Here is a 23,135-nt window from a genome sequence, read left to right as displayed (position 1 = left end):
ACTCATCCCTTGGCGCTGCCCGCGTTGCATACGGCCAAACGCAAACGGTCTATTTCTGTACCCATTTCCGCAACGGTTGAAAAGGCCCGCAAACGGCAAAAAGGCACAACCGCCAACGGTTATGCCTTCTCTGCGTAAAAAACAAATTCCGGAACGTCCGCATTCATGCAGGCCGTGCCGGAAAAAAACTAACCGTCTGTTCCGGTCAGGTGTAAAGAACCCGCCCGTTGCGCTCAATCAAGGCCACCGTGCTGGCAACCTGCCGCCCGATGGGGGTTTCGCGGCTCATCTCGCGTTCAAGGTTGGTAATACCCTTGAGCACGGTGGAGTGCTTGCGGTTAAAGTGGTCTCCGATATCCTTGAGGGACATATCCGTATGTTTCCGGGCCAGATAAAAGACCGTGTTGCGGGCCACCACCAGTTCACGGCGGCGGCTGCGCGAGTTGAGCTGCGACGGCGACAGGTCAAACCCGTTGCACACGCAACGGACAATGCTTTCCATATCCATGACGGTTTCGTGCGAGGCGTACTGGCTGATCACCTCCCACGCAATGTTCATGGAAATCTGCTGATTGAGAATGCGGGCCTTCAGAATAAGATTGTGCAGGCAGCTTTCAATCTGCCGCACATCGGCCCTAATATTCTCAGCCAGCAGGTCGGTCACGTTGTCCGGCAGCGTAACCTGATACTGGCTGGCTTTGCGGCGCAGAATGTCCCGTCGGGTGGCAAAGTCAGGCCGCTCAATGGCGGCAAGAAATCCGGAGCAGAACCGGGATACAAGCTGGCTGTCCAATTCCTTCAGGTCACGGGGAGCAAAAGAACTGGAAAGCACCACGCGCGAGCCGCGTGACTGCAGGGCTTTAATGGTGGCAAGCACCTCGTCCTGCATACGTTCCTTGCCCTGCAGAAAGTGCACATCTTCCAGCAGCAGCAGGTCCACATCGCGGTATCGGGCCTTAAACCGGTCCACCTCACGGCTCTTCAGGGCGGCTATAAGCCGGGTGCCGAACTCTTCCGCCGTAAGATACTCCACCCGCACACGGCTCCGGTTGCTGCTGCGGCACAGCTCGTTGCCCACAGCCTGCATAAGATGCGTCTTGCCCAGCCCCGGCCCGGAACTCAAAAACAGCGTGTCGGCGGACTGCGACGAGCGGGTTATGCCTTGCGAGGCGGCAAATGCCAGATTGTTGCTGGGCCCCACCACAAAGCTCTCAAAATCGAACCGCCAGTCAACGACCCTGCTCACCAACGGCTGGCTTATGGGCAGCGACATCTGCCGGGTTTCCGCAAAACCTGCCTGCTGCGTCATGGAATACTGGGTGCCACCGGCAACGCCGAACCGTTCGCCGGACGCGGCAAATCCGTTCGCCACCTCGCCGGCATCGCAGATACGCCAATCCGCAACGGTCTTTGCACCAAACGCAGCCTCCGCATGGTCCGCCTGATTCAAAGGCAGAACTCCGGCCTGAGTGAGAGTACGTGCAGGAGCCTGCTGCGGAGTCTTGCTGGCGCACACCGTCACAACGGGCATCTCTCCCGTTGCAGAAAGGTCATTCTGCGACAAACTCATTACTTCGGCAGCCGCTGCGGTAATATCATCAAGCAGCCTGTCGCGCACCCAGGATGCCACAAAATCATTAGGGGCGGTCAGGCGGATTTCCTTCCCTGACACCTCGGCTGCAAGCGGCGTTATCCAGACCTTGAACAGGCCCGGAGTGAGTCTTTTTTGCAGAATCTGCTGAATATGCGGCCAAATTTCAATCATAGGAGGCTTTCTACGTTCTATCAGCCCTGAGCGCAATGTGCGAATACTGCCTGAAGCCCCACGGTATCAGGCATGATTTCCCCACCACCACACAGATGGCAACACGCTTTAATCGTTAAACATTCTCTCTATGCGGCGGAATTCCAGCATCGCCATGAAGCCTTGACGCGCAAGCATTTCCCCACGTTATCCACACTCTCTCCACAGGATGAAGAAAAAGTTTTCCACACCCATTAAACCCATTATCTCCGTTTTTCGAATGCTCTGATTAAATTTTACATTCGCCCTGAAGACTAACGGGAATTTTTCCTACCATACAGATGCGTAACACGTCTCCATGTATGGCAGCCAAGGCTTTTTAGGGAAGCGGATACTTACCGCAGGTGAACTTTTCCCCTTCCGGGCAGTATCCCAGCCGTTCGCAACGCGCTCCCGCCACGTCGAAAATGACAGGCAGCACCTCACGGCAGATGCCCAGCATGCCGTTTGCCATGGAGCGTATTTCCCACTGCGCACGGGTGCAGCAGCGGTGTTCAAAAAAATTGATAAGGCTACGGCAGTTCATGGTGAAAACAATCTTGGATTCAGCAGCCTGCGGCAGCACAAACCGGGCATCCTCCTTGGCCTTGTCTCCCCGGCCATTGGCCTCCAATATGGCTTTCAGGTCACGGTAGGCACTTCCCACCTCAGCCATAAAGGCTTCAAAGCGGGCCTTGGCCTCAGGAATACGGGCAATGGCAGGGGGCAGAATATAGTCACAATCCGACCCGTCCACATAGCGCTGGCTCTGCTGCGAATACGAGGCAATTCTGTGTCGCACAAGCTGGTGCGTAAGCGCGCGGGAAACCCCTTCCGCCGCAAAGGTAAAGCTCACATGCTCAATGGGGCTGGTGTGCCCGGACTCCATGACCTTGGCGATAAAGGCCCGTTGCTTGTCATGAGCCACCTCTCCCGCCAGCAGACGGGGCCACATGTCGCCCACAAATCCGGCGTGATAGCATTGGCGGAAGGCAGCATATATTAATGAAGTCGGGTCCGGCGTGGACGCGAGCAGGCTCACACGGCATGTCGTCTGCGGCATGGGGAACTCCACCTTGAAAAACGTTGCGTGGGCAGTCCGTTTACACGGAGCGCATAAAACGATGCGCCGCGGTGCGGGGGAACAGTCGGAAACCAGTACGTAATCGTCACGAGTCGGGCACGTGCCAGTCACAGAACAAGCACTGAACTGGCGTTGAACAGGTGCTGAACAGGCACCTAACTGGCGCACCTAGCTGGCGCTTTGCAGGCACATAACTGACGCTTAGCAGGCGCAGTAAAGGCGCGTGAGCAACCTGCGCAGCAGTAAGCCGCCCTCAGGCCAGCAGGTTCAGATGACGGTAGGCACGGGCCGTTGCCATTCTCCCGCGCGACGTGCGCTTGAGAAAGCCGCACTGGATCAGATACGGCTCATAAATATCTTCTATGGTGCGCACTTCTTCGGAACAGGCCACCGCAAGGGTTTTCACCCCCACCGGCCCGCCGCCAAAATGCTCTATGAGCACGGTGAGCAGCTTGCGGTCCATCTGGTCCAATCCGCTCTCGTCCACGTCCATCCGGCACAGGGCTTCCGCAGCCTGTTCCGTGTCCACGGCACCGTTCCCCTTCACGCTGGCGAAATCGCGCACCCGCCGCAGCAGCCTGTTGGCTATGCGCGGCGTGCCCCGCGAACGGCGGCCTATCTCCAAAGCCCCGTCAGGTGTCAGGTCCACACGCAGAATACGGGCCGTGCGCGCCACAATGCGGGCAAGCTCCTCAGGGCTGTAGAACTCCAGTCGGAAAATACACCCGAAACGGTCGCGCAGAGGAGAAGAGAGCAGGCCGATGCGCGTGGTAGCCCCCACAAGGGTAAAGGGTTCCAGCTCAATCTTAACCGTACGCGCTCCCGGTCCCTGCCCGATGACGAGATCGAGCTTGAAATCTTCCAGCGCGGGATAAAGCACCTCTTCCACGGCGGGCGGCATGCGGTGTATCTCATCCACAAACAGAATATCATGACGGCCCAGATTGGTCAGAATCGCCGCCAGATCACCGCTGCGCTCCAGCACGGGACCGGATGTGGAGACAAGGTTCACCCCCAGTTCGCTGGCCATAATCTGCGAAAGGGTGGTCTTGCCCAGCCCCGGATTGCCGTAGAAAAGAGTGTGGTCCATTGCCTGCCCGCGCGCACGGGCGGCCTGCAGATACACATGCAGATTGGCCCTCAGCTCCTCCTGTCCGATAAACTCGTCCAGAGAAGGGGGGCGCACGGTGTCATCCACGCATGAGGGCATGCGGCAGGCGTCGTCATCCATCTGCATCAGCGCCCCCTGCCCAGCGCCTTGAGCGCGGCACGCAACGCCCCGCCCACATCAAGGTCCGGTTCTTCCTTTAGTACGTTCTTCAGCACCGGAGCGGCCTCGTCCTCGGAGTAGCCAAGATTGCACAACCCCGCCAAGGCATCGCGGAACAACGAGCCAGGCGCAGCACCACTGAGCACGGCTCCTCCGGGAACGCTCTCCACCTTGAGCTTGTACTTGAGTTCCAGAAAAATATGCTGCGCGCTCTTCTTGCCAATACCGGAAACACGCGTCAGCGCCGTCACATCATCCTCCGCCACCACCTGCCGCAAATCGGCGGGCCGGAACTGGGAAAGAATGGCAAGGGCGGTTCTGGCTCCCACCTTGGAAATGGAAATGAGCACCGCAAAGGTCTGGCGCTCGTCCCAGGTATGAAACCCGTACAGCTCCAGCGCATCTTCGCGGACCACGGTATAGGTGAATACGGCCAGCGGTTCGCCACTGGCGGGCAGCCGTGCCAGCGTGTGCACGGGCAGATGGACAAGATATCCCACGCCGCCGGCAGTAACCAGCACCACGGCGTTTTCCGCGACTTCCGCGAGACGTCCTTCCAGATATGCTATCATGTCTGTGCCCTCGTCACGGGTTGTAGCGCAATCCCCGCCCAAAGTTAACAGCCCGTTGAAAATCAATCCCGGAAGACAGCTTCCCTGAGGGAAACCGCAAAGCAGACCGGCAGGCAACGAAGCGGCACCTGCCCGGCTCGTCCGGTTACAGGCGGCCTCCGTTCAGCCGTGCCAGCCTGTTGTAGCGGCGCATGGTCAGATGGCACAGGGCCACAGCCAGCGCATCGCTTGCGTCCACAGCCCACGAAGGCTTTTTCACGCCGAGAATGGTGGCCACCATAAAGGCTACCTGCTGCTTTTCCGCCCTGCCCACACCCACGATAGCCTGCTTCACCTTAGTGGGTTCATAGCCGTGCACGGCAATATCCTGCACGGCACAAGCCGCCAACGCGGCCCCGCGCGCCTGCCCCAGCTTGAGGGCAGAGGCGGGATTGCGGGCGGTGAACACCTCTTCCACCGCCGCCTCATCCGGGCGCAGCGCGGTTATTACATCTGTCACACCGCGAAAGATAATTCCCATACGGCGGGCCATGTCCGGCTCCGCCGTGCGCACGGTGCCGCAGTCCACCAGCGTGACCACGCCGGAAACCTCGCGCACCACACCCCAGCCGGTAATGCGGGAGCCGGGGTCTATACCCAGAACGGTACAATCTTGCGTCATGCTGCTCCTGTTCCGCTCCGGTTCGTTATCGTCCACGGGTGCCACCAGTGTTCCACGGATTCCACGGATGCCACGGGTGTCACGGATGCGAGCATTCCCGTCAGAACGAACGTACGCAGGCAAAAAAGCCCGCCGTCATCCGGCGGGCATCGGCAGGCGTTGCTGCTAGCTCAGTTGCGCCAGAACCTCGTCGGACATGTCAAAGTTTGCCCAGACGTTCTGCACATCATCGTTGTCTTCCAGCAGGTCAATAAGGTTCAGCACCTTCTGCCCCACCTGCGCGTCCACCTCTATGCTGTTCTGGGGAATCATGGCCAGTTCCGCCGAATCCACCTCTATGCCCGCCGCCTCAAAGGCCGCGCGCACAGCTTCAAAGTCGGCAAGTGCGGCGCGCACTTCCCACACGGAACCCTGATCGACCACGTCTTCAGCACCGGCTTCCAGTCCGAGTTCCATCACCTGTTCCTCGGATATTTTTTCCTTGGTCACGGTAACCACGCCTTTGCGGTCGAACATCCAACCCACGCAGCCCGCTTCGCCCATGGAACCGCCGCCCTTGTTGAGCAGATGGCGCACTTCCGCAACGGTGCGGTTGCGATTGTCCGTGGCTGCTTCAATAAGCAGGGCCACGCCGCCCGGTCCGTAGCCTTCGTACATCACTTCCGCAATGTCGCCACCGGCCAACTCGCCGGTTCCCTTCTTTATGGCATTCTCAATTTTATCCTTGGGGAGGTTCACCGTCTTGGCGGCGGCAATGGCGGCGCGCAGACGGGCGTTACCAGCTGGGTCGCCGCCACCTTTCGCTGCAATGATGATTTCCTTGGCAGCCTTGGTGAAGGCCTTGGAACGCTTTGCGTCCTGGCGTCCCTTGCGATGCTGGATGTTCGCCCATTTACTATGTCCGGCCATGTTTCCTCCTTAAAATCATACGGCGCACATCTGGGTGCGCCCGCTGGCAGCGCAGTTGCTTCTGCGCGCCGGGTTATTGGTCTGCATCGGGTCCGGCTGCGTGTCCCGCAGAATCATCCGCGTTTTCCTGTCCACCCTTGAAACCCATGCCGATGTAGAATATTTCCTTGCTCTCGGCACGGGAGCTTTTGGGCTTAAAGGTCTTCACCGAGGTGAAGTGCACGCGCATTTCCGCCGCGAACTCGTGGAAATCCGGCCCCATGAAAATTTTCACGATAAAGCTGCCGCCATGTATCAGGTATCTGGCGGCCACGGCAAGTGCTTCGCGGCACAGGGCCGCAGAACGGGCCTGATCCGTAAAACGGTGCCCTGTGGTGTTATGGGCCATGTCGCTCATCACGATATGCAGCGGGCTCATAGCCGCAAGGGCGTCTTCAAACGCCTGAGAACGCTCAAACACGTCCTCCTGCATAAAGGTGACATTGGCGGGAAACCGTGTTTGAGTGGTCTGAAGGTCAGCGCCGAGCACCCTGCCCTGCGGGCCGATGATTTCAGCTGCGCCCAGCGACCAGGACCCCGGCGCCGCGCCAAGGTCCAAAACGCGCATTCCCGGCCTGAACAGGTGGAAACGCTTGTCTATTTCCTTGAGCTTGTAGACAGACCGGGCAGGATAGTTTTCCTGCTTGGCCTTCTTGAAATAATGGTCACGATATACTTTCATTGTTTCACCTGCGGCACTTGTAACGCAAAGTGCCTGTAACGCCAAGGCCGCACATGGACCGACGCCCGGAACGGATACGCATCATACACGAACTTGGCAAGCCCCAATCACTGCCTGCGGGCGAAGACCAGTTCGACCGATACGGCCCCGCCATTCTGCCGGACAGGGCATCTTTCTGTGCAGACATGCTCCTGCTCGGGCTTGGTCCCGACCCTGCCGTTGCCGCAGCGGCTGTATGCTCCGTTGCCGGCCCCTGCGGCCCTGCCCCGGACGCCGCCGCCCCGCGCAAAACCGTACACTATGTGGAATGTCCGGAGTTTGAACGCCAGATGCCCGCGCATTGGGCAGCCGCCATACCCGGCCACTGGCAACGCATATCCCCGCAGCAATGCACGCCGGAACTGCTGGCACGCAGCACAACGCTGTTCTACCGCCAGAACACACGACTTTTTCCCTCTTTCTGGGGGCCTTTGCTGGCCGCCGCCCAATGGGAACACCTGCGGCACAACACTGCCTGTGCCGCCGTCGACGCACCTACGCCATCCCCGGCTTCCTCAGCGTCTCCTGCATGTCCGACATCTCGGGAAAAATCGGCAAAATCTGCGGAATCGGCAGACCGCACCGTCATCCTGCCGGGCACAGAGCAGGGCCTGCTCATACGCGAACTGCGCGAAGCCTTTACCGATGAAGGCTGGCATGTGCTCACGGTACCGCCGCAGGACATGGCAACCACCCTGCCCCGGCTGCTGGCGCAGCATTCACCCCGGCTTTTCTTCAGCGTGAACTTTCAGGGACTGGACATGTTCGGCGAACGCCACCACCTGCTGCGTGCCGCCGGAACCGAGGTGGCGGCATGGTGCGTGGATACGCCGTGGCACATCCTCTCCGGCTGCAAGGCCCCTTTCTGGAAAGATACGCACCTGTTCGTCACGGACGACACCTTCCTTCCGGACCTGCGGGCGACGGGCGGCACAGACGTGCATCACCTGCCTCTGGCCACCGACCCGCGCATCTTTTCCCCCTCTGATGCAACAGCCGAAAGGCAGCATGACGCCCCTCAGGACCATGAACTTGCGCAGGCGGCCGTCTTTGTGGGACGCTCTGAATTTCCCGAACGGCGCAAATACTTCTCCGGGCTTGTGCCCGATTCCGCCCTTATGGCCAAAGCCACGCAGATGCTCAGCACAGGAGAAAGGCCGGACTATCACTGGTGGACACGACAACTCGGCATTACCGGCTTCTGGCCCGACACCCCGCGCCACGCAGGTGCCGGAGCAGAAGAGGCCTCCCGACGCTGGCGGGCCCTGTGCCTTGAACAGGCCCTCCCCCATGGCCTAACGGTCTTCGGGGACCAGGGTTGGCATACCGCTGTGCCCGGCCTGCGCCGCCTGCACCCGCCCGTAGACTACTACACCCGTCTTCCCGCCATTTACAGGAAGGCGGGCATAACCCTGAACATCACCGGCCTGCTGCTCCCGGGCGGGCTCACACAACGTCACTTTGACGTCTGGGCCGCAGGCGGGCTGCTGCTCACCGATGCCAATCCCGGCATGCACATCTTCCCCGCCCATCTTGCGCAGGCGGTGACCTACCACCGCGCCGATGAACTGCCGGAGCGCATGGCGGCATGGCGCGCCACTCCCGACAGCACAAAAGAACTACGGAGCATGTGGCGGAATGTCATACTGAACGGTCACACCTACCGCCACCGCGTCCGGCAGGTTCTTGCCGCCGTATTTGCTTCCTGACCCTGCCCAACCGTCCGCATTGCGGAACCGTCTTTCCAATCCGCCCCTCACGGCACCACATACACCCGATGCACATCGGCTCCGGTCGGCTCCGGTCGGCTCCGGTCGGCTCCGGTCGGCTCCTGATCCGGCGCCTTTTCCCATCCGGTCTTTCACGGTATCGGGTAACCTTGCCGCCACCCGCAACCACCACTGGCAGCACACCACCCGTACGCATACTTCATTATTATTTTCACGAATCATATTGTTCCAGCCGAAATAATACGGTAATCTATAGGATAATTGCCAACCCTATTGGATAAACAATTAAAATCGGCACATTGCACTCAATCATGCGCACACTTGATAAACAGCAGCTCTTTAAAGAGGCGGGCAAGTTCTTTCTGCCCGTCACCCTTATTGCGGGCATCATCATCGCCTACGTGGCACATAACGAAGCCTCCCTGCGCGAATCGCTGCTGAAACGCAGGCAGAGCGTGCATGTAGATTTTGTGGCCAAGTCCACGGAACTGGAACTGCAATCCATTTTGCAAGACCTGGTCAACCTGTCCCATCAGGCGGGGCTGCAGGACTATCTGGCTGATTTTTCAGAAGACTACCGCCGCAAGCTGGAAGCCGAATACTTCGCCTTCATCCGCAACAACCGCAAATACGATCAGGTGCGCCTGCTGCTCCTCTCCGGCATGGAGGATATCCGCGTCAACAAGCAGCGCAGGGGAGCCGCCGTGGTTTCCCGCAAGTCTTTGCAGGATAAAGCCAGCCGCTACTATTTTGTGGAAAGCAAAGACCTGCCCCCCAACAACGTTTTCGTATCTGAAATGGACCTGAACGTAGAAAACGGAAAGCTGGAAACTCCCATCAAACCGATGGTCCGCGTTGCCACGCCTTGCTTTGACGCCAAGGGCGACCGCAAGGGCGTTCTCATGCTCAACTATCTGGCGCAAGGGCTGCTGGATACCATTGCCCGTTCCAGCGAACTGGAACGCTCCCACACCATGCTGCTGAACAAGAACGGCTACTGGCTGTACTCTCCGCACCCGGAGGACGCGTGGGCATTCATGTATCCAGAAAGACAGAACCGCACCTTTGCCAGCCGCTACCCCGAGGCGTGGAGCAACATCCGTGACACACTGAACGGACAGTTTATGCACGAAGGGGCACTCTTCACCTTCAGCACCGTCCACTTCCTTCCGCCACATGACGCACAAATAGCGCTTACCTCGCCCATCGCGTGGAAACTGGTAAGTATTGTCGCGCCGGAGCAGATATCGCTGCTTATCGGCACCATTTACAACCGGTTCCTGTACGTGTTTACGGTCATCACGCTGCTCATAGGCACGGCCGCCTTTCTGAACGCCCGGCGTCTGCTGGAAAAAGCCGCCAGCCTTAAGGCCATTCAACAAAGCCAGAGCCGCTTCAAACAGATTGTAGATTCATCGTGGGATATCATTTGGGAAGCGGACCAGCAGGGCCGTATCACCTATGTCAGCCCCCGCGTACATGACATTCTGGGTTTCACACAGGAAGAGGTGCTGGGCCGCAGCCCCTTCACTGTGGATTCTCTTCTCTCTGCGGTGCAAGGCGGTGCCCCCCTGCAAGCACTGCCCGAACATTTTCACTGGGATGAAGCCGCCGCGCACAGGGAAGGACACACCGTCTGGCTGCACACAACAGGGAACCCCGTCTTTGACGATTCAGGCTCCCTGACGGGAATACGCGGCATCTCACGCGACGTGACAGACAGGATTCTCAACGACAGGGAACTGGAAAACGCCCGTATGCAGGCAGAAACGGCCAACATGGCAAAAAGTGAATTTCTTGCCCGCATGAGCCATGAAATACGCACCCCCATGAATGCCATTCTGGGCATGACCTACCTTGCCCTGCGCACCGAGCTGACCCCCAAGCAGCAGGATTACCTGCTCAAGATCAAGCAGTCTGCCAACTCGCTGCTCGGCATCATCAACGACATTCTGGACTTCTCCAAGATTGAGGCAGGCAGGCTGGAGGTGGACCCCAGCCCCTTCTCCCTGCATGCCGTCATGGAAAACACCGTCAATATTGTCTGCCTGCCTGCAGAAGAAAAGGGCATAGAACTGTTGCTAGCCGTAGACAGCGATGTGCCCGCCGGGTTGTACGGCGATTCGCTGCGCCTGGGTCAGGTGCTCATCAACCTTGCCAACAACGCCATAAAGTTCACGGAAGAAGGCGAGGTTGTCGTGTCCGTTTCTGTTGAAAACAGAACTCCGGAAGGGGGGAACCTCCGCTTTTCCGTGCGGGACACGGGCATAGGGCTTTCCCAGGAACACATGGCACAACTCTACACGCCTTTCACGCAGGCCGATGGCTCCACCACGCGCCTGTACGGAGGCACGGGCCTTGGGCTGAGCATTTCCAAAAAACTGGTGGAGCTTATGGGCGGCGAACTGAACTGCCAAAGCACGCAGGGTCTGGGAAGCGAATTCCACTTCACACTGCATTTCCCGCTGGCAGATGTGCAGCACAAACAGCCCATGGCCCCGCAGACTCTCAGAAAATGCCGCATACTGGTGGTGGATGACAACGCCACCGCGCGGCAGATAATGCGGGATATCCTTGCCTCGTTCGGGTTGCGTGCGGATCTGGCTTCAGGCGGTTCAGAGGCACTCGAGGCGGTGCAGCACGCGGAACCGCCGTTTGACCTTGTGCTCATTGACTGGAAAATGCCGGACATGGACGGATTCGCCTGCATACGCGCCATACGGGAGATGCCGAATGTCCAGCGGCTGCCGCGATTCATCATGATTACCGCCTACGGGCGGGACGAGGTGCGCCACAGGGTAAAAACAGAAAAACTGGACGGAATGCTGCTCAAACCTGTCAACCGCTCTCTGCTTTTCAACACCCTGGTGGACGTGCTCAGCACAGCCTGCGACGGAAATACACAGGGTCAGGCACCGGGACAGGAGGCGCAAATCTCCCACAGCGCGGCGGAACCGGTAAATGGCACCATCGCATCCGCCCGGTACGACATGGCGGAAGAATGCGCCACCGGAGGCGGGACGTTTGCCCCCCGTGTACCGCAGCACATCCGGGGTGCCCGAATCCTGCTTGTAGAAGACAATGAACTGAACCAGCAGGTTGCCACGGAACTTCTTCAGGGCAGCGGGTTGCACGTTACACTGGCGCGAAACGGGCAGGAAGCGCTGGACCGTGTACGCAGGCAAGAATTTCAGGCCGTTCTCATGGATGTGCAGATGCCCGTGATGGACGGACTGGAAGCCACCCGGCTGATACGTGAAATTCCCAGCCTGCAGGGGCTGCCCATTATTGCCATGACGGCCCACGCTATGAACACGGATAGGGAAATGAGCCTGCAAACGGGCATGAACGCCCATGTGAACAAGCCTATTGACCCGGACGAACTGCTTGCCGTGCTGGGCAGGTGGATAGCTTCGGGCGGATGGGAACCTGTGAGCGGAACTGCCCGGACCGGAATGCCCGATGACGCGGGCGGAGAATCTGCACAGGCAGCCTCCAAAGAAACAACCGTGCCGCCGTACGGTGATGAGATTGCAATGGCGGAAGGCTTGCGCAGGGTGCGTGGCAATGCAGCCCTGTACACACGGCTGCTCTCGGATTTCCTTCGGGAGAACGCCAACGTCACGGAGCGGATTCTGCACTGCCTGAACCATGAAAGCAGAGACACCGCCTTTCGGCTTGCACATACACTGAAAGGCGTTGCGGGAAACATAGGGGCCATGCAGGTGCATGAGGCGGCAGCCGCTCTGGCAGACGCCATTAAACAGCGCAGGCAGGACATCCCCCCCCTGCTCACAGAAGTGGAAAGCACCATTCGACGCGCAGAAATGGCCGCCACCCACATTCTGGAGTCGTTTACCGCCGCAGGAAGCGCAACAGCGGCACAGGCGGACAACTCCGCGGCAGATTCGGGAGAACAGGCTCCCGCACGGGATGCCGCCCCCAAGGCGACCACATCGGGCAGCGCACAGAAAGCGCCAACGCCTAATACCCCGAAGAAGCCCTCCACGCATGGCGGACCGGAAGCATCCACATCCGCCGCTGTCACCGGCGGGCTGGAGAGCAGCGAATTTGCCATGGCAGTGCGCGAACTGGCGCAGCACATTGCCACGCACGACATGAACTCCCTGACCCTCTTCGAAACATTGCGCACCGCGCTGGAGCAGCGCGACAAAGCGGAAACCGAACGACTGGGTCAGGAACTTGCCGCCTTTGCTTTTAAAAAAGCAGGATTGCGCCTTGCCGCCCTGACCACCATGACAAGGGAAGGCGGCGCGCAGAAAGAAGAAGAAGAAGAAGACGTTCCGGCAGAGAAACAGAAACCATAGTCCCGGAACAGCGAAGACTGTACAGATGCACAAGCGTAACCAGCAATACCACCGCCACGTGAACAATACCGACGGCGGAAAAGGAGATGAGGCATGATCCGGCACACGCCCTATCGTGTACTTGTTGTGGACGACACGCCCGCAAACATAGAGATGCTCTACGCCATTCTCCAGCCGGAATATGCTGTAAATGTGGCCATGAACGGGGCAGATGCGCTGGAACTGGCACGCGCCCATCCCCCGGATATCGTGCTGCTCGATATCGTCATGCCCGGCATGGACGGATACGAAGTCTGCCGCCGCATGAAGGAATCACCTGAAACCGCTGCGGTGCCCGTCATCTTTGTCACCGCCCTGAGCAGCAGCGAGGATGAGGAAAAGGGGTTCGGCCTCGGCGCAGTGGACTTCATTTCCAAACCCTTCAGCCCGCCCATCGTGCTTGCCCGCATCAAGACCCATCTGGCTCTCTACAACCAGAACAGGGTTCTGGAGGAACAGGTGGTCCGCCGCACAGCGGAACTCACCGTTGCCAAGGAAGCGGCGGAAGCGGCAAGTCAGGCCAAAAGCATCTTTCTTGCCAATATCAGCCACGAACTGCGCACCCCGCTCAACGGCATACAGGGCATGGCACAGTTGCTGGATGGCAGCCCGCTCTCGCCGGAACAGAAGGAACTGCTCTCTTTCCTCAACCACTCGGCGGTCCGTCTCGCCTCGCTTGTGGCTTCGCTTCTGGAACTCTCACATATAGAGACGGGCAAACTGCGCCCGGAACGCCGCAACATGAACCTGAAGGAAACCCTCAACCCCATTCTGGACATCATCCGCGAACAGGCCCGCGTAAAGGGGCTGGAATTCCGCACCAGCATATTCCCTTCCGTCCCGGAAGAAATGATCGGCGACCCCGGCGGCGTGAAGCAGATTCTCTCCAACGTGCTGTCCAACGCCGTGCGCTACACCAAGAAGGGCAGCGTCGAGTTCAGCATCAGCACCAACGGCGAACAGCACGCCTCATCATCACGCTTCATCAACCTGCTGTTCACAGTGAAGGACACAGGCATAGGCATTGCCCCGCAGGCGCAAAAGCACATATTCAAAAGCTTTACCATTGCTGAGGACTTTATCACCAAGGAATTCGGCGGGGCCGGGCTTGGGCTGGCCATAAGCAAGAATCTGGCCCGCGCCATGGGCGGACGCATATGGGTGGAAAGTGAGGAGGCCAAAGGGAGCACGTTTTTCATACTGCTCCCGTTTGAGGCAGTACAAAGCTCTGTGCAGCAGGGTGAAACCGCTGCGGAAAAGGCAACGGAACAGCCAGGGCCACTGAACATCCTGCTGGTGGAAGACGATGTGGTAAGTCAGGCGGCAGGCAAAGGACTGCTGGAACTGGACGGGCACAGCGTAACCGTGGCGCAGGATGGCACAGAGGCCATGACCATGCTGCGGAAAATGACTTTCGACGCCGTGCTCATGGATATTCAGATGCCCGGCCCGGACGGGCTAGAGGTGGCGGGGCGCATCCGTGCCGGAGAATGCGGGGAAGCCTCGGCAACCGTACCCATTATCGCACTTACCGCCTTTGCGGATAACAGGCGTCTGCTGGCAGGGGCAAGCGGCATTCAGGGCGTGCTGGCCAAGCCCTATTCGCGGCAGGAATTGCTGGATGCCGTGCGCGCCGTGCACCGCCCCACCGCACGCTCATCATAATGCCACAGCAGCACCTGTCCCTGCAGAGCTGCGGTTAACCGGCTGTTGGCCTGTTATAAGGCGCAGCCAGTTAACAATTACAAGGCCTGTCATTGCCTCGCGCAAAAACGGCACGTGCTGTTCAGTCGGGTTATTTACCGGAACCGTTGTCATCGGTGCGGGTATCGGACTCTGCGGAGGGATGAACAGGTTCACAGTCTATGACAACGGCCCGGCGTGGCGGAAGATTGCCGCCGTCTCTGACCCCCGTCATTCCTGCTGCTCCCGTTGTTCCCGCAGTTCCCGCAGTTCCGGAGTTTTCCGCATCCCGAATGCGCGAAGCCGCGCCGTCTTCCCTGCCCGCGTCACGGAGAAAGCTCTCGCGCCTGTCACCGTATTGCCGGGTAGAATGCCACGTATAGTAGGTGAACCCGGCACCACCGGCTCCCCCCTGCATACCAGCACCATGCACGCGCACCGCTTCACCGAATTCCTTGCGCAGCCAGCGGGCAATACGCCGCCGCGAAGGGGGCAGCAACAGCACAAGTCCTGCCGCATCCGTTATCAGGCCGGGAGTAAGCAGCATCAGGCCAGCCACAAGAATAAGCAGGCCCTCCACCAGTTCATCAGCGGGCATCTTGCCCAGATTCACATTCTCCCGCACCTTCATCATGGTGTTAAAGCCTTCGGTGCGGGCGAGCCACGCCCCGGCAACGCCGGTGGCAATGACCAGCAATATGGTGGTTCCGGCTCCCAGAACAGAGCCGACCTGCACCAGGAGGTACAGTTCAATGATGGGAACAAGAATAAACAGTAGCAGCAGTTTTGGAAACATCCCGCGTCCCGTGTTGACGTTCTCCGCGCTCCGAGCCTTGTGTATGCGGACATTCCGGCGCGATTGGGTTCCGACATTGGTAACCATTCTGCCACGGAAGGCAAGTCCTTTCGGATCAGCCGGTCAGGCGCAGGAACCAGAACGCACCGGTTTGTCAGGAAATAGCGCACAACACAAACAGGTCCGCTTGCGGCACAGATACCATTCCTGCCGGGTCCGGCAGGTCGGGGCAATTCAGATAACCGGAACAGGCTCACCCCCACAGCGCAATGACCATGGCTCCCGAGGCCATGACGGCGGCCCCGGTTAACCTGCCGCGCACGTAGGGATCTTTAAAGAGCACGCCGCCCAGAATAACCGCAATAACGCCATTCAGACGTTTTATGGATATCATGTACGCCGCAGCCACCATGGTTATGGCGGAATAATGGCAGGCAATATGCGCCAGCAGCACAAACCCGGAAGCAAGACCGGCCACAGGATGCCGCAACAGCACCGCGGGGGACGCCTTGCGCAACGCAAATAGTCCCACCACGAACAGGGCGTTGTGAATGACAAAAAACATGGCCCCGGCGTAGACCGGGTCGCCGGAAAGGGCAAGCCGCTTGGAGATAACCGAGGCCACAGCCCAGATAAAGGAAGCCGCAAGGGCATAGCGCGATCCGCGTTCGCGCACGATGGCCCGGAAAGGTTCCCAGAAGGCCCGGCTCCCGTTTCCGCCTGCGCTGAGCACCCAGCTTCCGGCCACAATAAGCCCCATGCCCGCCACGCCCCATACTGTGGGCAGCTCCCCCAGAAACAGGTGGCCGGTAAGAATCATGAAAACCGGAGTGAACGCCATGAACGGCATGGTCAGAGCAAGCGGCGCGGCGCGTATGGCCTCGTACTGCAGATACGTGCCCGCCATGTTGAGCGGAACCATAAAGAGCAGATTGCTCCAGTAGGCGGGAGCCAGCGGCTGCCACCCATGTATCATTATATAGAGCGCGAACAGGAGCCAGCTCCACCCCAGAAAGCAGGCCAGCATATCCCAGCGGGAAAGATGCCCCAGCCAACGCTTGGTGACAGCCGCCTCAAGGGCGGAGAAAAAGGCGGTTCCCAACGAAAGCACAAACCACAGCATGAACGGCCTCCTTTCGATGGCGAATACCCCAACGGCACGGAATAATCATGCCGGAAGCGTCACAATACGCATAGAGTATCTGCTGGGAAAGCCATCTTCAGGCCGCACAAAAAATGTCGGGCAGGATTCTGCTGTCTCCGGAGCCGAATGCCAGCCGGATGCCCGACCAGGTGCCGGACGTATGGCCTGCCCCTGTATGGATGGAAGCCCGGATGCCAGAACGGATACCCGAACGGATGCCAGAACGAGTGCCAGAACGAGTGCCAGAACGTATGCCAGCCCGCCCCAAGAACGTGCAGCCCAAAGCTGCTTCTGGCCGGGACAGCACACGGGCCCCGGCTGCATGGTTCCGGACGGCAGGCTCACGCGGGAACAGAAAGCACGAAAAAAGCCCCGGCCGGGCCGGGGCGTTTTCATCCTCGAAGGATCGCGGAAAAACTAGGCTTTCTTGGCTGCCACAGGCTTAATCACAGCACCGGAGCGGATGCAGCGGGTGCATACGCTGATGCGGCGAACTTCACCGTTGGGCAGCTGATGGCGCACGCTCTGCAGGTTGGGCAGGAAACGACGCTTGGTCTTGATGTTGGAGTGGGAAACAAGGTGACCTGTCTGGGGTTTCTTGCCGCACATTGCACATTCTTTGGACATGACGATCCTCCATATATGATGAAAAAATATCTGGTTCGCATCAGCGCAGGCATGGTAGCAAACGGAGCGCGCGCGGCGGGCCGCTTCCCAACCCGGTGTACCTGCAAAGAGATGGGTGTATTATACCCTCGGTACAAAAAAGGCAACCTTTTTCTTAAACCCTTTCCTTGACAAACTGAACTGGTCGCATGTAGAAATCGCCTTCCGCAAGGATACACATATGCCGCAAATCTGGATACCATTGAAAGACATCCCCGCAGAAGGCGGGGAGATTGTTGTGGACAACCAGTCCATATGGCTTGAACCCATAGCCGAGTTCAAGCTGCCCTACCGCATTGCCCAAGCGCCTGCCGCCACGTTGCACCTTACTCCGCAGGAAGAAGGCTGCCTTGTGCGTGGCCGCGTTTCCGGCACTGTTGCCGTGCCCTGCGACCGTTGCGCCGAAGAAGCGATGGTAACGGTAGACCAGCGGTTCAGCGAACTCTTCTCCATGCAGGAAGACCTGCGTGACCCGGGAGAAGAACCCGCCATCCGCCCCGCCCTGGACGGGCAGGGACTGGAAATAGAAGTGGGCTCGCTGCTCTGGGAAGAATTTCTCGTTTCACTGCCCATCAAACCTTTGTGCAGCGAAACGTGCAAGGGTCTGTGCCCCCAGTGCGGTGCCGACCTTAATACTGAACCCTGCAACTGCGAGAGCGGAACGGAAGACCCCCGCCTTGCGGTGTTGCGGAACCTGAAAATTAACAAGTAGCACTACTGCCTTTCCGGGCAACACACCGGAAGGAAAACAAGAGAGGGATAGTCATGGCTGTAGCTCAGGCAAAAAAATCCAAGTCCAAGAAGGGTATGCGCCGTTCCCACCATCGTGTGGCCATTCCCACCATCGTATTCTGCCAGTGCGGCGAAGCCGCCCTGCCCCACCGTGTGTGTGCCGCCTGCGGTGCCTACAACGGCCGCCAGATGATCAAGGAAAATGCCTAACACCCCCGTTATCGCCGTGGACGTGATGGGTGGGGACCACGGCCCCGCCGTTAATATTCCCGGTGCCATCGAGGCAGCCCGTGCATACGGTATCCGCCTCGCGCTTGTAGGCGATTCGGAGAAAATTCAGGCCGAGCTGGACAAACTGCCTTCCGGGACCCTTTCCGGGAAGGTGGTCTATGACATTGTCCATACCGACGAAGTGGCGGGCATGGACGAAAAGCCGTCCGACATCCTGCGCCGCAAGAAAAACGCGTCCATTCAGGTGGCCTGCCGTCTGGTAAAGGAAGGCAAGGCCGACGGTGTGGTAAGCGCGGGCAACTCCGGAGCCACGGTGGCCTGCGGCATGTTCATCATGGGACGTATTCCCGGTGTGGACCGACCGGCGCTTGCCAGTGTCATGCCCACCGAGAAAAAGCCCATCGTCCTGCTGGACGTGGGTGCCAACGTGGACTGCAAGCCGCACCACCTGTTTCAGTTCGGCCTTATGGCAGACGCCTTTACCCGCGACCTGCTCGACTGCCCCTCTCCCCGCATCGGGCTTTTGTCCATCGGCGAAGAGGAAGGCAAGGGCAACTCGCAGGTTAAAGAAGCGTATGACCTGTTCAAGATGGCAAAGAACATCCGGTTCGTCGGCAATGTGGAAGGGCGCGACCTTTTCACCGGCGATGTGGATATCATCGTGTGCGACGGCTTTGTGGGCAATGTGGCGCTCAAGCTCAGCGAGGGACTCAGTTCGTCCATGAGCCGCATCCTCAAGCGGGAGTTGCTGTCCAGCCTGCTGGCAAAAATAGGCACCCTGCTTGCCAAAAGCGCCTTCAAACGTTTTGCGCGCATGGTGGATTATGCCGAATACGGCGGGGCACCCGTGCTCGGTCTGAAAGGCATAGCCATTGTCTGCCACGGAGCATCCAACGCCAAGGCCATTACCAATGCGGTCAAAATGGCAGCCGCCTTCGTGGAAAAGAAAACCAATGAACGACTTGTGGAAGCGATCAGTGCCAACGAGGAACTGACCAGCTTCGGCAAGGCCGTTAAGAATTGATCGCCAGTCCGGCGGCACGCACAGTGCCGCCGGACTGCGTTCCGGACATCTGCCATGACCAAGCCATGCTATATCAGGGGATTCGGCTCCTTTGCCCCGGCAAAGCTGCTGACCAACCGCGACCTTGAAAAAATCGTAGACACCAGCGACGAGTGGATCATATCCCGCACGGGTATTGAGCAGCGTCACGTGGTGGTGGAAGGACAGTGCACCTCCGACCTCGTGGCGGAAGCCGCACGCGCCGCCCTTGCCGATGCAGGCATGCAGGCGCAGAACCTCAGCCACATCATTGTGGCCACCTGCACCCCCGATGCCTACTGCCCCAACACAGCCTGCGTGGTGGAAGACAAGCTCGGAGTCAAGGGCCTGATGGCGCTTGACATAAGCGCCGCCTGCTCCGGCTTTGTGTACGGGCTGGACGTAGCCAGAGCCATGGTCTGCTGCAAGCCCGACGCTGTGGTGCTGCTTTCCGGCGGCGAGACCATGACCAGCCGCGTGAACTGGGAAGACCGGAACACCTGCGTGCTCTTCGGCGATGGAGCCGGGGCTGTGGTCATTACATCCGAACCCGGACCGGACAGTGCGCAGATTGTGGATATTGAGCTGTCTTCCGACGGCTCCCTGCGCGACCTGCTCACCATTACGGGCGGCGGTTCCTCCATGCCGTATACCCTGAACCAGCCTGTACCCGCCGAGCACTTCATCCTCATGCAGGGGCGCGAGGTGTTCAAGCACGCCGTACGCAGCATGACCGGCGTGTGCGAAACGGTGCTGCAACGCAACGGCCTTACCACTGCGGACGTAGACCTGCTCATCCCCCATCAGGCCAATATGCGCATTGTGGAAGCCGTGGGCAAAAAGCTGGAATTACCTGCGGAGAATGTCTTCGTGAACCTGCATAAGTACGGAAACACCTCTGCCGCCTCCATTCCGCTTGCCCTGGCCGATGCACGGGCGCAGGGACGCATACGGCCGGGCATGAACGTGCTGCTCACCACCTTCGGGGGTGGGTTCACGTGGGGATCTGCCCTGCTCAAGTTCTGAGGCAACACGCGGATCACCCTGTAATCACGGCGCATTACCCCCGTGATGTGATGAGGCGTTTTGGCAATTGAAGTTATACTTTCTTTAGGGTATAAGGCAGTGCTTTTCGCAACCTAACCCAAAACGTGAAGCGACTATGACTGAATTACTCTCTACGGCACTGGTAACTGGCGGCTCCAGAGGCATTGGCAAAGCCATTGCAGAAACGCTGGGTAAAGCCGGTTTTCAGGTCTATCTGACCTACGTTTCCAAGCCGGAAGAAGCGCAGGCCGTTGCCCAGTCCATCACCGATGCGGGCGGCAAGGCTGCGGCGTTCCGGCTGAACGTTGGCAACGCGGACGAGGTGACGGACTTCTTCCAGAGCGAAATACGGGACAAGGTCCGGCTGGACGTGCTGGTGAACAACGCCGGCATAACGAAGGACGGTCTTGTGCTGCGCATGAAAGACGAAGACTTCGACGCCGTTCTCGGCATCAATCTGCGCGGAGCCTTCATAGCCGCGCGGGAAGCCGCCAAGATCATGACCAAACAGCGCTACGGGCGCATCGTCAACATCACTTCGGTGGTGGGACAGATGGGCAACGCAGGGCAGGCCAACTACTCTGCCGCCAAGGCTGGCCTCATAGGCCTAACCAAGGCTCTGGGCAAGGAACTGGCCGCACGCAATGTCACCGTAAACGCAGTGGCTCCCGGATTCATTGAAACCGACATGACTCGCGCCCTGCCCGATGCCGTCCGGACCGAATACCAGAACGCCATTCCCATGAAGCGGTTCGGCAGCGTTGAGGATATTGCGGAGGCCGTGAGTTTTCTGGCCTCGCCCAAGGCCGCATACATCACCGGCCAAGTTCTTGCGGTAAATGGCGGCATGTACTGCTAGCCAAGGAATTTTTGCCCCTTTTCGCGACACCACCCCGTAGAACATACGCGGTACAAACGAAGAAACAATCCTCTGGAGGAATCCATGTCTATCGAAGCAAAAGTTAAGCAGATCATCGTTGACCAGCTCGGCGTTTCCGCCGAGGAAGTCGTTCCGGAAGCATCCTTTGTCGAAGACCTCGGCGCAGACTCCCTGGACCTGACCGAACTCATCATGGCCATGGAAGAAGAATTCGGCACCGAAATCGACGATGACGATGCCCAGAAGATGCTGAAGGTCAAGGACGCAATCGACTACATCGCCAGCAAGCAGTAGACGACGGCTGTACGCGATATTCACGGGCGTCTTATGACCTTAATCATAAGACGCCTGACCCGTTTCTTCCGGCCGCGTCCCGCCCCTCGTGGGCACACGGTGCACGTATTCATGCAAGCGGCCCGCGCCGCATGACCTGCCCCGGACTACGCCGCAAGCCCCAAGGAACGCCATAATGACGAAAAAACGAGTTGTTGTTACCGGTCTTGCCACCCTGAACCCGCTGGGGAATGATCTGGAAACCAGCTGGAGCAACCTCATTGCGGGCAAGTCCGGCATCAGTCCCATTACCGCCTTCGATGCATCGGAGTTCTCTTCCCGCATCGCGGGACAGGTCAAAGACTTTGACGCATCCGCCCACATGCCCGTCAAGGAAGCGCGCCGTATGGACCGCTTCGTCCAGTTTGCCGTGGCAACCGGCAACATGCTCATTCAGGACTCCGGCCTTGCCATCACGGATGAGAACGCGCACCGCGTGGGCGTTCTGCTGGGCGTAGGTCTGGGCGGACTGGATACCATAGAGGTTTTTCACACCAAGCTCATGGAATCGGGCCCCAACAAGATAAGCCCGTTCATGATCCCCATGCTCATTTCTAACATGGCTCCGGGACAGGTATCCATTTTCACGGGTGCCAAAGGCCCCAACGTGGTGTTTACCAGCGCATGCGCCTCCGGCACACACGCCATAGGTCATGCCTATACGGAAATCGTCATGGGACGGTGCGACGCGGCCATCACGGGCGGCGTGGAAGCCACCATCACCCCCATGGGCGTTTCCGGCTTCACCTCGCTGAAGGCCCTGTGCAGCAACCGCAATGATGAGCCGGAAGCGGCCTCCCGTCCGTTTGACGCAGAGCGATCCGGCTTTGTCATCGGCGAAGGCTCCGGCTTCCTCATGCTGGAATCGCTGGAACACGCTCTGGCACGCGGCGCGCGCATCTATGCAGAGGTGGTGGGCACCGGCTCCACCGGCGACGCATACCACATGACCGCCCCGCGTGAAGATGCGGACGGCATGGCGCGCTGCATGAAGGCAGCCATTGACGAGGCGGGCATCCACCCCGAAGACGTGGACGCCGTCAACGCGCACGGCACCTCCACCAGCCTGAACGACAAGGCGGAAACACTAGGCATGAAGACCGTGTTCGGCGAACACGCCTACAAGCTGCGCATTTCCGCCAACAAGTCGCAGACCGGGCACCTGCTCGGCGCTGCAGGCGGCATGGAGGGCGTGTTCTCATGCCTTACGCTGTACAAGGGCATTGTGCCTGGCACTGCCAACTATACCACCCCCGACCCGGACTGCGACCTCAATTATATGGGCAGCGGGCCGGAGGAATATCAGGCACGCTACGTGCTGAGCAATAACTTCGGATTCGGCGGCACCAACGCCAGCGTGCTTTTCAAGCGCTACGAGGCGTAGTGCGGACGAGTTCCGCAAGATAACCCGCATCCGGGTTCACCGGGTTTGCATCGGGCCGTGC

20 protein-coding genes are annotated in these 23,135 nt (G+C 59.2%); 10 read left to right on the top strand and 10 right to left on the bottom strand.

Going from position 1 to position 23,135, the window contains the following annotated elements; all coding sequences use genetic code 11:
- Positions 1-205 precede the first annotated feature (205 nt).
- From dnaA to HUV26_RS10295, 7 genes are all read right to left on the bottom strand, one after another.
- A complete protein-coding gene (dnaA, locus tag HUV26_RS10325; protein WP_174410012.1) occupies positions 206-1,765 on the bottom strand; it encodes a chromosomal replication initiator protein DnaA in 1,560 nt (519 codons plus the stop codon).
- A gap of 358 nt (positions 1,766-2,123) precedes the next feature.
- Positions 2,124-2,846, bottom strand: a complete 723-nt coding sequence (thyX, locus tag HUV26_RS10320) for an FAD-dependent thymidylate synthase (protein ID WP_174410011.1) — start codon at positions 2,844-2,846, stop codon at positions 2,124-2,126.
- A 274-nt stretch (positions 2,847-3,120) separates the two neighbouring features.
- Entirely contained in the window at positions 3,121-4,077 is a 957-nt protein-coding gene (gene ruvB, locus HUV26_RS10315; RefSeq protein ID WP_174410289.1) for a Holliday junction branch migration DNA helicase RuvB, read from the bottom strand.
- Positions 4,078-4,103: 26 nt separating this feature from the next.
- On the bottom strand, positions 4,104-4,709 hold the full coding sequence (gene ruvA / locus HUV26_RS10310; protein WP_174410010.1) for a Holliday junction branch migration protein RuvA: 606 nt from the start codon (positions 4,707-4,709) through the stop codon (positions 4,104-4,106).
- A gap of 145 nt (positions 4,710-4,854) precedes the next feature.
- On the bottom strand, positions 4,855-5,370 hold the full coding sequence (gene ruvC / locus HUV26_RS10305; protein WP_174410009.1) for a crossover junction endodeoxyribonuclease RuvC: 516 nt from the start codon (positions 5,368-5,370) through the stop codon (positions 4,855-4,857).
- 165 nt (positions 5,371-5,535) lie between these two features.
- Positions 5,536-6,279, bottom strand: a complete 744-nt coding sequence (locus HUV26_RS10300) for a YebC/PmpR family DNA-binding transcriptional regulator (protein WP_174410008.1) — start codon at positions 6,277-6,279, stop codon at positions 5,536-5,538.
- 73 nt (positions 6,280-6,352) lie between these two features.
- Complete coding sequence (locus HUV26_RS10295; RefSeq protein ID WP_174410007.1) at positions 6,353-7,000, bottom strand: RlmE family RNA methyltransferase; 648 nt, start codon at positions 6,998-7,000, stop codon at positions 6,353-6,355.
- Between the two features lie 53 nt (positions 7,001-7,053).
- On the opposite strand from HUV26_RS10295, the gene HUV26_RS10290 reads away from it, so the two are divergent.
- From HUV26_RS10290 to HUV26_RS10280, 3 genes are all read left to right on the top strand, one after another.
- Complete coding sequence (locus HUV26_RS10290; RefSeq protein WP_174410006.1) at positions 7,054-8,748, top strand: glycosyltransferase family protein; 1,695 nt, start codon at positions 7,054-7,056, stop codon at positions 8,746-8,748.
- A gap of 332 nt (positions 8,749-9,080) precedes the next feature.
- Complete coding sequence (locus HUV26_RS10285) at positions 9,081-13,097, top strand: response regulator (protein ID WP_174410005.1); 4,017 nt, start codon at positions 9,081-9,083, stop codon at positions 13,095-13,097.
- A 93-nt stretch (positions 13,098-13,190) separates the two neighbouring features.
- Positions 13,191-14,801, top strand: coding sequence for a hybrid sensor histidine kinase/response regulator (locus HUV26_RS10280; RefSeq protein ID WP_174410004.1), 1,611 nt, complete (start codon positions 13,191-13,193; stop codon positions 14,799-14,801).
- A 130-nt stretch (positions 14,802-14,931) separates the two neighbouring features.
- On the opposite strand, the gene HUV26_RS10275 is transcribed toward HUV26_RS10280, so the two are convergent.
- The 3 genes from HUV26_RS10275 to rpmB all read right to left on the bottom strand — a co-directional run bounded on the left by HUV26_RS10275 (position 14,932) and on the right by rpmB (position 17,386).
- Positions 14,932-15,615, bottom strand: coding sequence for an FxsA family protein (locus HUV26_RS10275; protein WP_174410003.1), 684 nt, complete (start codon positions 15,613-15,615; stop codon positions 14,932-14,934).
- Between the two features lie 253 nt (positions 15,616-15,868).
- Positions 15,869-16,738, bottom strand: a complete 870-nt coding sequence (locus HUV26_RS10270; RefSeq protein WP_174410002.1) for a DMT family transporter — start codon at positions 16,736-16,738, stop codon at positions 15,869-15,871.
- 438 nt (positions 16,739-17,176) lie between these two features.
- The gene (gene rpmB / locus HUV26_RS10265) at positions 17,177-17,386 is read right to left on the bottom strand and encodes a 50S ribosomal protein L28 (RefSeq protein WP_174410001.1); all 210 of its coding nucleotides are present in this window, start codon (positions 17,384-17,386) and stop codon (positions 17,177-17,179) included.
- A 220-nt stretch (positions 17,387-17,606) separates the two neighbouring features.
- Here rpmB and HUV26_RS10260 point away from each other — a divergent pair, with 220 nt between their 5' ends.
- The 7 genes from HUV26_RS10260 (at position 17,607) to fabF (ending at position 23,074) form a co-directional block, all read left to right on the top strand.
- The gene (locus tag HUV26_RS10260; protein ID WP_174410000.1) at positions 17,607-18,137 is read left to right on the top strand and encodes a YceD family protein; all 531 of its coding nucleotides are present in this window, start codon (positions 17,607-17,609) and stop codon (positions 18,135-18,137) included.
- Between the two features lie 53 nt (positions 18,138-18,190).
- Complete coding sequence (rpmF, locus tag HUV26_RS10255) at positions 18,191-18,367, top strand: 50S ribosomal protein L32 (protein WP_174409999.1); 177 nt, start codon at positions 18,191-18,193, stop codon at positions 18,365-18,367.
- The gene (plsX, locus tag HUV26_RS10250) at positions 18,360-19,412 is read left to right on the top strand and encodes a phosphate acyltransferase PlsX (protein WP_174409998.1); all 1,053 of its coding nucleotides are present in this window, start codon (positions 18,360-18,362) and stop codon (positions 19,410-19,412) included. The genes rpmF and plsX overlap by 8 nt, the downstream gene beginning before the upstream one ends.
- A gap of 54 nt (positions 19,413-19,466) precedes the next feature.
- A complete protein-coding gene (locus HUV26_RS10245) occupies positions 19,467-20,456 on the top strand; it encodes a beta-ketoacyl-ACP synthase III (RefSeq protein WP_174409997.1) in 990 nt (329 codons plus the stop codon).
- Between the two features lie 136 nt (positions 20,457-20,592).
- Positions 20,593-21,336 carry a 3-oxoacyl-[acyl-carrier-protein] reductase gene (gene fabG, locus HUV26_RS10240; RefSeq protein WP_174409996.1) on the top strand — a complete coding sequence of 248 codons (744 nt, stop codon included), beginning with the start codon at positions 20,593-20,595 and terminating at the stop codon, positions 21,334-21,336.
- Positions 21,337-21,420: 84 nt separating this feature from the next.
- Entirely contained in the window at positions 21,421-21,651 is a 231-nt protein-coding gene (acpP, locus tag HUV26_RS10235; protein ID WP_174409995.1) for an acyl carrier protein, read from the top strand.
- 175 nt (positions 21,652-21,826) lie between these two features.
- Entirely contained in the window at positions 21,827-23,074 is a 1,248-nt protein-coding gene (gene fabF / locus HUV26_RS10230) for a beta-ketoacyl-ACP synthase II (protein ID WP_174409994.1), read from the top strand.
- The last annotated feature ends 61 nt before the right edge of the window (positions 23,075-23,135 follow it).

Source organism: Desulfovibrio psychrotolerans (assembly GCF_013340305.1).
Taxonomy (GTDB): Bacteria; Desulfobacterota; Desulfovibrionia; order Desulfovibrionales; family Desulfovibrionaceae; genus Halodesulfovibrio; species Halodesulfovibrio psychrotolerans.
The sequence above is the reverse complement of the archived record's forward strand: the minus strand, read 5'-3'. Positions and strand labels throughout refer to the sequence as shown.

Coding starts and splice junctions, on each gene's coding strand:
- fabF (WP_174409994.1), top strand. CDS start 21,827: ATGACGAAAAAACGAGTTGTTGTTACCGGTCTTGCCACCCTGAACCCG.
- plsX (WP_174409998.1), top strand. CDS start 18,360: ATGCCTAACACCCCCGTTATCGCCGTGGACGTGATGGGTGGGGACCAC.
- HUV26_RS10285 (WP_174410005.1), top strand. CDS start 9,081: ATGCGCACACTTGATAAACAGCAGCTCTTTAAAGAGGCGGGCAAGTTC.
- HUV26_RS10270 (WP_174410002.1), bottom strand. CDS start 16,738: ATGCTGTGGTTTGTGCTTTCGTTGGGAACCGCCTTTTTCTCCGCCCTT.
- ruvB (WP_174410289.1), bottom strand. CDS start 4,077: ATGCCCTCATGCGTGGATGACACCGTGCGCCCCCCTTCTCTGGACGAG.
- HUV26_RS10295 (WP_174410007.1), bottom strand. CDS start 7,000: ATGAAAGTATATCGTGACCATTATTTCAAGAAGGCCAAGCAGGAAAAC.
- HUV26_RS10245 (WP_174409997.1), top strand. CDS start 19,467: ATGACCAAGCCATGCTATATCAGGGGATTCGGCTCCTTTGCCCCGGCA.
- dnaA (WP_174410012.1), bottom strand. CDS start 1,765: ATGATTGAAATTTGGCCGCATATTCAGCAGATTCTGCAAAAAAGACTC.
- HUV26_RS10290 (WP_174410006.1), top strand. CDS start 7,054: ATGGACCGACGCCCGGAACGGATACGCATCATACACGAACTTGGCAAG.
- HUV26_RS10300 (WP_174410008.1), bottom strand. CDS start 6,279: ATGGCCGGACATAGTAAATGGGCGAACATCCAGCATCGCAAGGGACGC.
- acpP (WP_174409995.1), top strand. CDS start 21,421: ATGTCTATCGAAGCAAAAGTTAAGCAGATCATCGTTGACCAGCTCGGC.
- fabG (WP_174409996.1), top strand. CDS start 20,593: ATGACTGAATTACTCTCTACGGCACTGGTAACTGGCGGCTCCAGAGGC.
- HUV26_RS10260 (WP_174410000.1), top strand. CDS start 17,607: ATGCCGCAAATCTGGATACCATTGAAAGACATCCCCGCAGAAGGCGGG.
- ruvC (WP_174410009.1), bottom strand. CDS start 5,370: ATGACGCAAGATTGTACCGTTCTGGGTATAGACCCCGGCTCCCGCATT.
- rpmF (WP_174409999.1), top strand. CDS start 18,191: ATGGCTGTAGCTCAGGCAAAAAAATCCAAGTCCAAGAAGGGTATGCGC.
- ruvA (WP_174410010.1), bottom strand. CDS start 4,709: ATGATAGCATATCTGGAAGGACGTCTCGCGGAAGTCGCGGAAAACGCC.
- rpmB (WP_174410001.1), bottom strand. CDS start 17,386: ATGTCCAAAGAATGTGCAATGTGCGGCAAGAAACCCCAGACAGGTCAC.
- HUV26_RS10280 (WP_174410004.1), top strand. CDS start 13,191: ATGATCCGGCACACGCCCTATCGTGTACTTGTTGTGGACGACACGCCC.
- HUV26_RS10275 (WP_174410003.1), bottom strand. CDS start 15,615: ATGTTTCCAAAACTGCTGCTACTGTTTATTCTTGTTCCCATCATTGAA.
- thyX (WP_174410011.1), bottom strand. CDS start 2,846: ATGCCGCAGACGACATGCCGTGTGAGCCTGCTCGCGTCCACGCCGGAC.